Annotated in this window: 7 protein-coding genes; 2 read left to right on the top strand and 5 right to left on the bottom strand. The window is 69.8% G+C overall.

Translation table 11 applies throughout. The features are described 5' to 3' along the window. Positions 1-65 precede the first annotated feature (65 nt). Positions 66-533, top strand: a complete 468-nt coding sequence (locus ACFVHY_RS19920; protein ID WP_390274969.1) for a nitroreductase family deazaflavin-dependent oxidoreductase — start codon at positions 66-68, stop codon at positions 531-533. A gap of 26 nt (positions 534-559) precedes the next feature. Here the strand turns inward: ACFVHY_RS19920 and ACFVHY_RS19915 are convergent, their stop codons facing one another. Together ACFVHY_RS19915 and htpG are read right to left on the bottom strand one after the other, a co-directional pair. Continuing rightward, a complete protein-coding gene (locus ACFVHY_RS19915; protein ID WP_390274967.1) occupies positions 560-1,555 on the bottom strand; it encodes a hypothetical protein in 996 nt (331 codons plus the stop codon). A gap of 31 nt (positions 1,556-1,586) precedes the next feature. Continuing rightward, the gene (htpG, locus tag ACFVHY_RS19910; protein WP_390274964.1) at positions 1,587-3,599 is read right to left on the bottom strand and encodes a molecular chaperone HtpG; all 2,013 of its coding nucleotides are present in this window, start codon (positions 3,597-3,599) and stop codon (positions 1,587-1,589) included. 173 nt (positions 3,600-3,772) lie between these two features. On the opposite strand from htpG, the gene ACFVHY_RS19905 reads away from it, so the two are divergent. Further along, the gene (locus tag ACFVHY_RS19905; protein WP_390274962.1) at positions 3,773-4,528 is read left to right on the top strand and encodes a PIG-L family deacetylase; all 756 of its coding nucleotides are present in this window, start codon (positions 3,773-3,775) and stop codon (positions 4,526-4,528) included. Here ACFVHY_RS19905 and recD read toward each other — a convergent pair. From recD to recC, 3 genes are read right to left on the bottom strand one after another with little or no spacing between them, the layout of a single operon-like run. After that, positions 4,525-6,387 (bottom strand): exodeoxyribonuclease V subunit alpha, encoded by a 1,863-nt coding sequence (gene recD, locus ACFVHY_RS19900; RefSeq protein ID WP_390274960.1) that lies wholly within the window; start codon positions 6,385-6,387, stop codon positions 4,525-4,527. The two genes, ACFVHY_RS19905 and recD, sit on opposite strands and share 4 nt — an antisense overlap. Continuing rightward, positions 6,384-9,767, bottom strand: coding sequence for a UvrD-helicase domain-containing protein (locus ACFVHY_RS19895; protein ID WP_390274958.1), 3,384 nt, complete (start codon positions 9,765-9,767; stop codon positions 6,384-6,386). The genes recD and ACFVHY_RS19895 overlap by 4 nt, the downstream gene beginning before the upstream one ends. Further along, positions 9,764-13,204, bottom strand: a complete 3,441-nt coding sequence (recC, locus tag ACFVHY_RS19890; protein WP_390274956.1) for an exodeoxyribonuclease V subunit gamma — start codon at positions 13,202-13,204, stop codon at positions 9,764-9,766. The genes ACFVHY_RS19895 and recC overlap by 4 nt, the downstream gene beginning before the upstream one ends. Between the last annotated feature and the right edge of the window lie 26 nt (positions 13,205-13,230).

Genomic DNA, 13,230 nt, shown 5'->3' with positions numbered 1-13,230 from the left:
GGAGAGTCGACACGGGTCCGGGGAGTCGACGTCGATTCGCCGAATCCCCGTGACACACTGGGCGCATGAAGGTGCGGCGCGGACTGGCGGTGAAGATCGGGTCGATCTCCTGGATGCCTCGCTTCCTCCCGCAGATCGTCAAGTGCGACAGCGTTCTTCAATCTGTGTCGGGACAGCGGCTGACCCTGCTCGACATCGGTGATCTGCCGAACATCACGATCCGGGTCCCGGGCCGCAAGAGCGGTGCGATCCGAACGACGCAACTCCTGGCCGTCCCGGACGGGTCGGACTGGTTGATCGCCGGCTCCTACTTCGGCGGTCCCAAGATGCCGGCATGGGTCTTCAACCTCCGCGCTGCCGACGAGATCGAGATCATCGTCCACGGTGAGGTGTCGGAGGCGGTGCCCACCGAACTGGTCGACGCCGAGCGGGACGCGGCCTGGCAGACGCTGCGGGCGGTGTGGCCGAACTTCGATCTGTACGAGAAGCGCACCGACCGCCGCATCCCGGTCTTTCGGCTGCAACCGCGCTGACCCCACCCTCGTCGGAGCTCGACGGGTCAGCCGTCGGTGACGAACTCGGGACTGCTCTCGGTGAGGTCGACATGGCCCACGAGGTACTGCTCGTCGACGGTCTCCACCCGGGGCCCGTCCGCGTCGTACTCGGGCGTGTAGGACACCCGCCAGCGCACCGGGCCGACGACGTCGACGACACCCAGATCCGACTCGTCCCGAGTGCTGCTGTCCCCCCTCGCATCCGAACCCGGATCGCGGAGCAGGTAGCGCAGGCCGGAGAGGTCTTTCGGCGCGGTCCACCGCACACTGCCGTCCACCGCGGAGCGGTACAACCGTTGGGTACAGCCCGCGACCTGCCGACCCGCATCGGCCTGAGTCGACGCCGCACACGCGGTCAGATGCGCCGACACCGAATCGCTGACGGCTCCGGCGCCGGTGGCGCTCAGTTCGCCGACGACGCGGACGGACATCGGTCCTCGCGGCGTGGTCGGATGGTCGTCATCCGCTGCGCGCGCGACGAAGTCTGTGTCGCGCGAGCCCCAGCGCTGCGGTCCGGGGAACACGTGCACCGTGTCCCCTTCCTCGACCTCGCCGCCGAAGAACGTCGGTCGCACGACCCGCAGCGACTCGATCCGGACCGCGATCGCGCCGTCGACGACGGCCCAGCCATCGGCGACCCGAACGGTCCGGATCTCGGTTTCGATGACCCGGGCACCCATCCGGTATCTCGCCCGGACGTTCTCCTCCCGCGCACCGTCGGCAGCAGACCGGACCTCGATGTCGCCCAGCGGCGCCGCGGCGCGTTGAGCCCGCAGGACGTTGTCGGACAGGAACCGGGTGTCGGGGCGCGGATCGATGACACCCAGAGCCGCGTCGGCGTCGGCATCGGCGAGCGCGTCGAGATAGGTCTGCACCGCCTCGGACGGGGTGGCCGCCCGCTCGTCCTCGCGGGCCAGCCCGACGACGAGCGCGGCGACCAGCACCACTGCCAAGACGGCCGCGACGCCGCCGAAGACGACGATCCGTCTTCGGCGGCTCACGTGCGGCGTACCCGTGGTCTGGACAGACCGATCAGGACTCCGAACCGGCCGACGGTCCGCTCGCCGCGAACGACTCGGTGAGACGACCGGCCAACAGCTTCGCGAACTCGGCCGGGTCGTCGAGCTCACCGCCCTCGGCGATGACGGCCATGCCGTACAGCAGCTTCGCCGTCGGCACCAGTTGTTCGTGATCCCCGGCTCCGTAGGCCTTGTTCAGCGCGGCGACGAGCGGGTGATCAGGGTTGAGCTCCAGTGCCCGCTTGGACTTGGGGAATTCCTGACCGGACGCCCGGTAGAGCTTCTCCAGCTGCGGAGACATCGAGAACGTGTCACCGACCAGGCACGCCGGCGACTCGGTGAGGCGCGACGAGAGTCGCGTCTCACTGACGTCGTCGGAGAGGGTGCTCGTGAGCCACCCCAGCAGGTCGGCGTAGGTCTTGTTCTGCTCCTCCTTGGCGGAATCGTCGGCGTCCTCGTCGTCACCGTCGAGGTCGACGGCGCCCTTGGCGATCGACTGGAACGACTTGCCGTCGAACTCCGCACCCGCCGAGACCCACATCTCGTCGACGGGATCGGACAGGACGAGGACCTCGATTCCCTTGGCGCGGAACGCTTCCATGTGCGGCGAGTTCACGATCTGCTGACGCGATTCGCCGGTCATGTAGTAGATCGTGTCCTGACCGCTCTTCATCCGGCCGATGTAGTCGGCGAGCGTGGTCAGTTCGTCCTCGGAGTGGGTGGTCGCGAACGACGAGGCCTTGAGGAGCGCCTCACGGTTGTCCGGATCGTTGACCAGACCTTCCTTGAACACCCGGCCGAAGGCATCCCAGAACGTGCGGTAGTCGTCGGGCCGGCCGGCGCGCATCTCGGTGACCGTCGAGATCACCTTCTTGGTGAGCCGGCGACGGATCGCGCGGATCTGGCGGTCCTGTTGCAGGATCTCGCGGGACACGTTCAGCGACAGGTCGGCCGCGTCGACGACGCCCTTGACGAAGCGCAGGTACTCCGGCATCAGTTCGGCGCAGTCGTCCATGATGAAGACGCGCTTGACGTAGAGGTGGATGCCGACCTTGCTGTCGCGCATGAACAGGTCGAACGGTGGCTGCGTCGGGATGAACAGCAGCGCCTGGTACTCGAAGGTGCCCTCGGCCTGCAGCGTGATGGTCTCCAGCGGCGCATCCCAGGCGTGGGAGACGTGCCGGTAGAACTCCTGGTACTCCTCGTCGGTCACCTCCGAGCGCGACTTGGCCCAGAGCGCCTTCATCGAGTTGATCGTCTCGGCCTCGACGACCGTCTTCGTCTCCGGCGCCTTCTTCTCGTCCGCGTCGTCGGCGTCGGAGGCCTCGGTGTCGGGGGTCTCCACCGGAACGGTCTTCTCGACGTCCATCCGGATCGGCCACGCGATGAAGTCCGAGTACCGCTTCACGAGCTGGCGGAGCTTGGTCGGATCCGAATAGTCGTAGAGGTGATCCTCGGTGTCGACGGGCTTGAGCGCCAACGTGACCGAGGTGCCCTGCGGGGCGTCGGGGACGTCGTCGATCGTGTAGGTTCCGTCGCCGGTCGACTCCCAGCGGGTGCCGGTGCTCTCCCCCGCCTTGCGGGTCACCAGCGTGACCTTCTCGGCGACCATGAACGTCGAGTAGAAGCCGATGCCGAACTGTCCGATCAGTTCCTCGGCCGCCGCGTCGGACACCCCGTTCGCGCGGGCCTCCGCGAGCGACCGGCGCAACTCGGCCGTGCCCGACCGGGCCAGCGTGCCGATCAGGCCGACGACCTCATCGCGGGTCATGCCGATGCCGTTGTCGGCCACGACGAGGGTCCGGGCCTCGGCATCGGGGTCGAGCGTGATGTGGAGGTCGGAGGTGTCGACGTCGAGGTCTTTGTCGAGCAGGGACTCCAGCCGCAACTTGTCCAGTGCGTCGGACGCGTTGGAGATCAGCTCGCGCAGGAAGCTGTCCTTGTTGGAGTAGATCGAGTGGACCATGAGATCCAGCAGTTGCCGGGTCTCGGCCTGGAACTCGTGGACTTCGGGCTGAGCGCTCATCGCAGACCTCCATGTTCTGTTCTCGTGCACCGGACGGACGAACATCTCCGCGCCGGTGCGACACGTGTGACGGACACCGACTTTACCGAGCGGTGGTGTGGCTACCCTGGGTCGGGGACCGACTACCCCGCACAGCATCCGTGCCGTGCGGGAACGATCAGGAAGCCAGGTGGATGGGCACACCCCGACTGCTGTTGGTGCACGCGCACCCCGACGACGAATCACTGTGGACCGGTGGCCTGATCGCGCGTCACACCGACGCCGGCGGCGAGGTCGACCTCGTGATGTGCACCTGGACCGACGGCACCGTCCGGCACCGCGAACTCACCGACGCGGTCGACATCCTCGGGATGCCGCGCCCGCCGATCATGCTCGGCTATGCCGACGACCGGCGACCAGAATCCGCACCCGACGCGCAGCGGCTGTGCGAGGCGTCGTTCGACGAACAGGTCCGTGCGCTCACCCACCACATCCGGGCACTGCAACCCGACATCGTGATCACCTACGACCCGCTGGGGATCTACGGTCACCCCGACCACGTCCACGCGCACCGGCTCGCGTGCGCCGCGGCCGACGCGGCGGCGTCGACGAAGCTCTACCACCGCGCCGGGCCGGCCTGGCGCGTGCGTTCGCTGTACTTCGCCACCATCCCGGAGTGGATGATGGACATCCTCGCGGAGAGTCTCTTCGCGGACATCCCCCGGGAGCAGCTACCCGGCACCCCGGAGTCCGAGATCGACGTGGTCGTCGACGTGTCGGATCTCGCGGCCCGCAAGAGGGCAGCCGTCACCGCCCACCGTTCCGAGATCGATCGCAGCCGGGCCATCTCCGGCTTCATGTCGCTGCCCGACGACATCCAGGAGAAGCTGCTCGGCGTCGAGTGCTATCAGCGCCGCGACCTCGTCCCCGGTGGTTGCGACCTGATCTAGGAGCGGTCGAACGGCGTCACCGCCGATCGCAGACCGCTGGCCCGCTGCACGCGGCGGTCGACCGCCGCGGCCAGCACCTCGGGTGTCCCGACGATCCGCACGTGTTCGCGGGCGCGGGTGATGGCTGTGTACAGCAACTCGCGGGTGAGCAGCTCCGAGCCCGTGGGCGGCAGGATCACCGTGACCTGCCGGAACTGGCTGCCCTGGCTGCGGTGGATGGTCATCGCGTGGACCGACACGACGTCGGCGAGTTGCGTCGGGTGCAGGAGTCGCACCGATCCGCCGCGACGGAACGCGACCCGGACGGCGTCGGCCCCCTGCGTCCGGCCCTCGGGATCGGCGATCACCACGCCCGTGTCGCCGTTGAACGTCGCCGTCTGGCGGTCGTTCGCGGTGACCAGGATGGGCTGTCCCGCATACCATCCGGCGAGCTCGGCGCCGGCGGTGCCCAGCCACTCGGTGATCCTGGCCGACCAGCCACGGACACCCCATGACCCCTCCCGGTGCGCGCACAGCACCCGGTGGGCGTCGAGCGCGTCGAGCGCCCCGTCGGCATCGGCACGACGGGCCGCTGACCGCAGCGCCCTGCCCCATTCGACGAGGTCGGCACGGACGTCATCGAGGTCGTCGGGCGCCACGAGTTCGACGTTCGGGACGTCGTCCACTGCGACCAGTCGCAGGACTTCGTCCGCGTCGCCGGCGTTCACGGCCGCCGCGACCCGCGAGATGCCGCCGCCGAAACGGAATTGGCGCCGCAGGGTGATGACGCCACCGGCGAGATGATCCGTGTCCTCGGGTTCCAGTTCATGATCGGCATCCAGGCCCACCGCCTCGAGCGCGGCCTGCGATACCGCCGTCGTGGTTCCCGAATCTCCTTGCACTCCAGCGACATCCGCCCGTTCGACGAGATCCGCGAGCACCGCTCCGGCCTCGACCGACGCGAGCTGATGCGGGTCACCGACGAAGATCACCCGTGCGTCCGGACGGACCGCGTCGAGCAGGCGGCTCATCGCGGTCATCGACAGCATCGAGGTCTCGTCGACGACGATGACGTCGTGCGGCAGTGTCCGCCCGCGGCCGTACCTCGGGTTGGCACCCGGGCGCCAGCCGAGCAACGAGTGGAGCGTCACGGCGTGCGCCGTGACGGGAACCGTCGACTCCGCTTCCACCGAGGCCTGCAACTGAGCCGCCGCCCGGCCCGTCGGCGCGCACAGCCCGATACGGAGGCCGGGTCCCTGCAGGGCGTCCAGTACCGCGAGTATGCGTGCGACCGTGTAGGTCTTGCCGGTGCCGGGGCCGCCCGCCAGGACGGTGGTCCAGCGGGTCGCGGCGACCGCTGCCGCCAGCTTCTGCAGGTGCCCGTCCTCGGGCGAGGTGTAGACGGCGGCGATCGCAGCGCGCAGCGCATCGGCTTCGACCACGGGTGTCGTCCGTGCGCGGCGGGCCAGCGTCTCGCGGATCGTCTGTTCCTGCCGGAAGTACTTCTGGAGGTACACCAGCGGCCCGTCGATGGACCGTCGCACCACCAACGGACGCAACGGCCCCGCCTCGCTGCCGCCGACGAGCGGGCTCTCGAGCAGTGCGTCGAGCACCGCATCGGACGACGGGATGGTGAGGTCGACGGTGTCGTCGCCGGCCAGCTCGCCCAAACGGTCCAGCGCGAGGCACGTCGAACCGAGCCGCACCGCACGGACCGCCAGCGCGGCGCCGAGTCGCGCGGTCTCGGACACCGGCTCGGCGCACATCGCCACGAGACGGTCGGTGATGTGCACGTCCGCGGCGGCGAGGACTCCGGCCTCATTCCACTCGGCGAGCACACCGGTGGCCCACTCCACCACCTGGACGTCGGACACGGTCATCGGGACGCTCCCGCCAGTGCGTCGGACAGTGCGAGGATCAGAGCTGCGGGCAGATCCCACTCGAACACGCCGCAACCGGGCGGCGTGCCCGGCCCGGCCATCCCGCGCACGAAGTGGTACTGCACCGGGCCGAGGTGCCGGACCGGATTGTAGTCGACGACGCGCCATCGCAGATACCTGTGCAGCGCAACCGAATACAGCATCGCCTGTAGGGGATAGTGGGCGGCGATCATCTCGCCTGCCATGGCCGCGGTGTCGAAGTCCTCGACGACCAGGTCCCCCGCCCGGATGCGGTTGGTCTTGTAGTCGACGACCACGTAGCGGCCGTCCGGGGTGCGCAGCACCGAGTCGATGCTGCCCGTCAGGAAGCCACGCAGTTCACGATCGGGGAGCTCGCGGAGGTGATCGACGTAGTCACGCAACAGATCGTCGTCGGGCAGATGCCGGTCGAGGATTTCGGCGAACACCCTCGGCGTCGCCCCACGGGCGCCGGGGGTGCGATCCGACGGTCCCAGCGGAAGCTCGAAGTCGAGCTCGGCGAGGCGATCTCCCGGCTCGACGCCCCAGAGATCGCCGAAACCGAGTGGCGTGGTGAGGACGCCGACGAGCGCGGTGACCAGCACGTCGGCGTCGATGTCCGCCGGCAGGACCCCGAGTGCGCGCGAACACAATTCGCGCACATGGCTCTCGATGTCGGGCGCCGAGGTGTCGACGTATTCGAGGACCTCGTGCACCAGGGTGCCGAACGCCGCCCCGTAGGGCAGCCCGTTCATCAGCGACGGCGTTCCCGCTCGGTGCCCCTCGGCGGGCGGCTCGTCGAGCTCGACCGGGTGGGCGACCGGTTCGTCACCGAGGATGTCGTCGGCCGGTTCGCTACCGGTGGTGACAACGGAACCGGCAGGGGTCCCGGGTGCACCGTGCGCGACGTCGGCGACGATGGCCGAGTATGACGTGCGACGCCATTCCTGATCGATGGCGCGCCGGAACCGCGCGACCCCGAGGGTCGCCGTCTCGGCGTCGGCGTGCGGCGGGGCCGCCACCGCACCGGCCTCGATCCGGCCGGCGGGCTCGACCGAGATCGCGGCATCGCGCCCGGTCAGGGTGCGCAGGACACCGACGCACGTGGCGTCGTCGTCGGGAATGGGAACGTCGGAGGCGACCGACCACACCGATTCGCTGTTCTCGGAGGGGATTCGGGTCGCGGTGTCGCGTCCGAAGATCAGCCGGTGCAACGGTCCGCTCGTGGTGTTCATCGACGGCGCCCACCACGCCACCACCTGCGATTGCGCTCGCGTCAGCGCGACGTAGAGCAGCCGGAGGTCTTCGCCGGCCGTCTCCTCGGCGTACCGCTTGCGGCGCGCCGCGCGGCCGGGCGCCTGTCCGCCACCGACGTCGAGACGCCGGGTACCCGACTCGTCGTGGTAGGTGATGTTGCCGCGGTCGCCGATCCACGTCCCGTCCCAGCCGTAGGGCACGTAGACGATCGGGAACTGCAGGCCCTTGCTGGCATGCACGGTCATGATCTGGACGGCCTGGGTGTCGCGGTCGAGGCGTCGACTCTGGTCTTCGTATCGCTGGCGCGCGGACGTGTCGGCGATCCGCTCGGCCAGCCACTCGACGAGGCCACTGACTCCCGCCGAGGTCTCGACCACGTGCTTGTTGCAGAGCGCGGACACCTGCAGGAGATCGGTGAGGACACGTTCACCGTTCTCGGTGGCCAGGACGCGCGCGGCGACACCGTGCGAGTCGAGCAGGCGCTGCGCCATCGCGGCGAACCCGCCCTGCACGAACACCCGTCCCAGCGAGGCCAGTTCGGCCCCGAGCTCGGCGACCTCGGGTTCGCCTGCGGTGGCCACCTTCTCGATCGACCAGCCGAGCAGGGTCGTGAGCGCCGCCAACCGCACGCGGTCCGCGCGGGAGGGTTGTTCGACGGCACGCATCACCCACAGCCAGTGCTGGGCCGCGGTCGTGGAGAACACGTTGACCCCCGACCCGATCACCGAGTTGATTCCGCGCTCGGCGAGCTCCCGCTGGAGCGGTTCGATGGTGCTGTTGAGCCGCACCAGAATCGCGATGTCGCCGGGATCCACCGGGCGGGAGGATCCGTCGACCTCGAGCCGGGCGCCCTGGGCGAGGGTCTGCGCGATGTCGTCGGCGACATCGACCGCGATCCGGTCGCGGACGTCCTTCACCGCGGGCAGGTTGTAGGCGTTACGGGACGTGAAGTCGGTGCGCAGGAACGCGCGGATGCGCAACGGCGGACGACCGTCGAGCCGGCTGCCCGGGTGTGCCGCCGAGACCGGATACACCACGATGCCCGGATGTCCCAGCGCCGCTTCGCCGTACAGATGTCCGAGGGCGTCGACGAGGGCGCCGTCGGACCGCCGGTTCACGTCGAGTGCCTGCAAGGTGTCGGCCGAGGACACCGCGGCGAGGTAGCTCAGGACCTCGGCGCCGCGGAACCCGTAGATCGATTGTTTGGGGTCGCCGACGAGGATGAGTCGGCGATGGCCGTGGAAGCACCGGCGCAGGATGTCCCACTGCAACGGGTCGGTGTCCTGGAACTCGTCGACCAGGACCACGGTGAAGGTGTTGCGGATACGTTCGCACGCGCGCTCGCCGACCACCGGGTCGGTCACGATGCGTTGCAGGATGGCCTGCAGGTCGTCGTAGGTCCGTACGCGCGCATCACGTTTGCGCGCCTCGACGATGCGGCGGACCGCGGACGCGAAACTCACCCGGCGGGCGGCCACCGCATCGGCACCCGGCCCGTCGGTCGACTCGGAGGTGTCCGGCGCCAGCGCGACCGACGCCTGGCGCACCGCGTCGCGGGCGATCGATTGCGCCTCGGTGAAGTCGAATTCCGGTGTGTCGCTTGCCCAGAAACCGCGCAGGTAGAGGTCGAGCGCCACCTCTTCGGTGAGTTCGTCGACCTCTTCGACGATCGAGTAGACCAGTTCACGCTCACCCAGGAACCCCAGCGCCTCCAGCATGCGATTGCAGAACGTGTGGGTGGTCGCGATCGTCGACGCGTCGAAGTCGCTCAGAGCGCGGGCGAGATTGCGACGACGTGTGGCGACCTCGTCCGGTGGTCCCTGGGCCAGCATCTGCAGCAGCGCGTCGTCGCCGGGGGCGGCACCGGGACAGTCGAGCCCGTCGAGCAACTCGCGCACGCGGTCTCGCATGCGTTCACGCAGCTCGGCGGTCGCGGCCCGGCTGAAGGTCACCAGCAGCATCTCCGAGATCGGGACACCCTCGGCGATGTGCCGGGCGGCGAGTCCGACGATGGCGTAGGTCTTCCCGGTTCCGGCGCTCGCCTCCAGGACCGTGGTGTGATCCGGCAGGTCGGCGGTGACGTCGAAGGTGGTCGGCCGTCTCACGCGCCCTCCCGGTGCTGATCGAGTGGCACCCACACGGTTCGGGCCAGCCCGGCGAACAACGGTTCGTCGTCGGCCATGGGCAGTTCGACACCGCCGACGGTGCGGTAATCGGGCGTCGCGCCGTCGAGGAGGTCGCCGAAATCGACCTCGGCCAGCACGTCCCCGCCGAATGCGAGCTTCACATACGGGTCGTGCGCGGCACCGAATCTGTCGTCGAAGCTCCGGCGGGCATCGGCGAGCGAGAACGTGCTGCGCCGGCCGGGCCCGTCGTTCTCGACGAACGTGTACGCGGGTTCCAGCGGCAGCGGCAGCGGACGACGCAGACCCTCGTCGCGAAGCCGGACGAGGTCGTGGAGCAACGGCACCGGATCCTCCGGTCGCCGGAGCCTGACGGTGCTGGTCCCGCCGCCTCGCGGGGCCCGCCCGATCAGGACCGCCGAGTCCACCGGCCGCGCCGCGGCATTGCCCTGGGTCGCGGCGGCGGCCACCGCGAGAAGCGTGATCCAGCCGCTGAGTTGCTGTTTGGCCTTGAGCTTGGAGTACGTCGGGCGGACCAACGCCGCCGCCCCGGTGTCGCCGAACACGTCACCGACCGTGCCGTGCACCCGGCGGCCGTCGGGTAGTCGGACCAGGACGTCGAGGGTCGTGGGAGTCCCTGTGCGCAACGGCTCGACGACGCCGTACAGCCGCGTGACCGTCCGCGAGATCGCGCGGAGCTCTCGGGTGCCGAAGGCGAACGGCGGCAGCGTCCCGCGCCGGAGCTCGGCCGCCTCGCACTCCCCGATGGACACCCCGGTCAGCATCCGGGAGAGGAATCGGTCGCCGATCCCCCACTTGTCCAGCGGTTCCAGTTCGACGTCGAGCTGGTCGTCGTGCGGCCGGTCGTCGTCGGGGATGCGGGCACCGAGTCGCTGGCGGACGAACGCCACGATCGGGTCCACGTGGAAGTCGATGAGGGTCGCGAGGTCGATGTCCTCGGTGTCGGGGGTCCGTTCCGGCGCGGGCAGCACCTCGGCAGCGGCGACCACCACGCGTCGCGACGGCTCGCGTAACGCCTCGGCTCCGCGAAGCATCGACGCGTCGTGACTGAACGGCCCCGCGATTCCCGGCACGCCACCGGGGGTGAAGTTCCGCGCGTCGAACCCGTGCAGCGAATGCCGGCGAACGGGACTCACGCCGGTCAGACCGGTCAGCGTGTCGACCAGTTCGCTCACGACCACGGCGGGCGGGATCCGGCGGCCGGAGACCGGGTCGGCACCGCTGTAGAAGACGAGAAGGGCATCTTGCGCGGCGCAGATCGCGTCGAGGAAACACTGCCGGTCCTCGTCCCGCGGATTGCGTTCTCCCACCAGCGGATCGACGCCGAGGACGTCATCCCCGTCGATACGCTGCACACGCGGGAACACCTCGGCGTCGATCCCGAGGAGCACGATCACCCGATGCGGCACCGAGCGCATCGGCACCATCGTGCACACCGTCAGCTCTCCGGTGCGGAAGTTCGAGCGCGTCGGCCGGCCGGCGACCAGTGCCGACAGGAGGTCCCGCACGTCCGCCAGACGCAATACCTCCTCCGGCTCGACCGGTCGACTGTCCCCGAAGGCCTCGCTGAGCATCCGGATGGCCTGTGCGCGTTGCCAATCCTCGGTGGGCTCGGTCGCCGTCAGCGACGAGACGGCGTCGATGAGCGTCTCCGCCCATCGGTGCGCGGGAGCGGCTTCTCGCAGTTCGGCCAGCACCCGACCGAGTCGGTCGAGGAACTCGTCGAACCTGCCGACGAGATCGATGCCGGTACTCTCCACTCCGGCGAGCGGCAGTGCGGTACCGAGCCATTCGTCGTCGGCCTCCTCGGCGACGACGCCGAGGGCGATGCGGTCCAAGCCGGCGTCGAAGGTGCCCTGGCGGAACCGTTCGAGACCGTAGCGGGCGCGTTCGGCGACACCTATCCCCCAGCGGACGTTGCTGTGCGCCAGCCATTCCCGGATCAGATCCAGGTCGTCGTCGGTCATCGCGAACCGGGTTCGTACCGGCGGGGCGCCGAGGAGATCGACGACGTCACCGGCGGTCACCCGGCCCGCGGCCAACTCCACGACTCCGACGATCACGTCGAGGATCGGGTTCACGTGGCGGATGCCACGATCGGCGAGCCGAACTCGCAGGTCGAACGCCGGATGCGGCAGCCCCGCTTGTCCGAATGCGCCACGGATCAGGGGCGCGAAGGTCTCGACGTCCGGGCACATGATGAGGACATCGCGCGCCTGCAGCTCGGGATCGGCGGCGAACAGATGGAGCAACCGATCCCGCAGGACCTCGATCTGCCGCTCGGGCCCGTGACACCCGTGCACCTCGACGGACGGGTCCGCGGAGACGGTCGGGTCCGACGCGTCGGCGACGCCGGGCGCGGGAGCCAAGTCGTCGCGGATCCCCGACTGGACGACGTGCAGCGCGGTATCGCCGAGCACCGACTCCCGCGGCACATGGTGGAGGTCCCGGTCGACGATCGGAGCGAGCCGCAACTGGAGCTCCTGCAGATCACGGGAGAGACCGGCGAGCAGGGGGTTTCGCAGTTCGGGGAGCTCGCACTCCCCGCGTCGCGGTGGGACCCCGTTGCCGGAGCCGGGGTCGACGAGGGCACCGAGTTCCGCCCACAGCCGTGGACTCGGGTGGGGCACGAACAGGTGGACATCGTGGTGGACGGCCGCGGCCGCGGCGATCTGACGAAACGACTCGGTGATCCGCGTCGGCCCGAAGACCGACAGTCGTTCCGGCAATCCCCCCGCCGCGGGGTCGGTGCGCAGCCGATCGCAGACCGCGGCGAGATCCTCCGCGGGATGCGGCCGGCCGACCACGGCGCGGACCGCGCGCCAGAACCCGGGCTGCCACGCCAGGTCGTCCCGCAGGGGGCGGCCGGCACCGTCGAGATCGTGGCCGGCGGCCCAGTCGGCGATCAGCGACGGGCGCGACCGCCCGTACCGGTCGAACAACTCGGCCAGATGGCGTGCGGTGGCGTAGCGGCGCCCGATCCGGGGCGAGGAGGTGTCGCCCGCGCCGATGTGCCGCGCGATCACGTCGAGCGCGGGGTCGTCGACGCGGTCGTCCAGGACACGCAGCACCGGCCACGTCAGTTCGGCCGCGCGCCACGGATCGTCCGGCGCCGTCAGCGAGCCCGAGGTGTTCAGACGCGTATCACCGAGCACCGCCGCGACGATGGCGTCAGCCAGGCGGGACGGTCCGGTGAAGTCGATGTTGGCCGCGATCCCGTCGTCGCCGGCCCCTGCCCCCAGGCGTCGGGCCAGATGCTGGGCGAGCCACCGCTCGACTCCCGCGGCGGGAACCGACACGATCTCCGGGCGCATCGGGTCGCCCAGCGGGTGCGCGAGGACCTCGGCCAGCGCATCGGCCAGCGTGTCGGTGCGTTCGGCGCGGTGCAGGATGAGCATCTGACGGCTGTGGTTCCGGGCCCGGC

This window comes from Gordonia sp. NPDC127522, assembly GCF_042672305.1.
Lineage (GTDB): Bacteria > Actinomycetota > Actinomycetes > Mycobacteriales > Mycobacteriaceae > Gordonia > Gordonia hongkongensis.
Note: the sequence above shows the minus strand (reverse complement) of the source record. Positions and strands in the feature narration are given on the sequence as shown.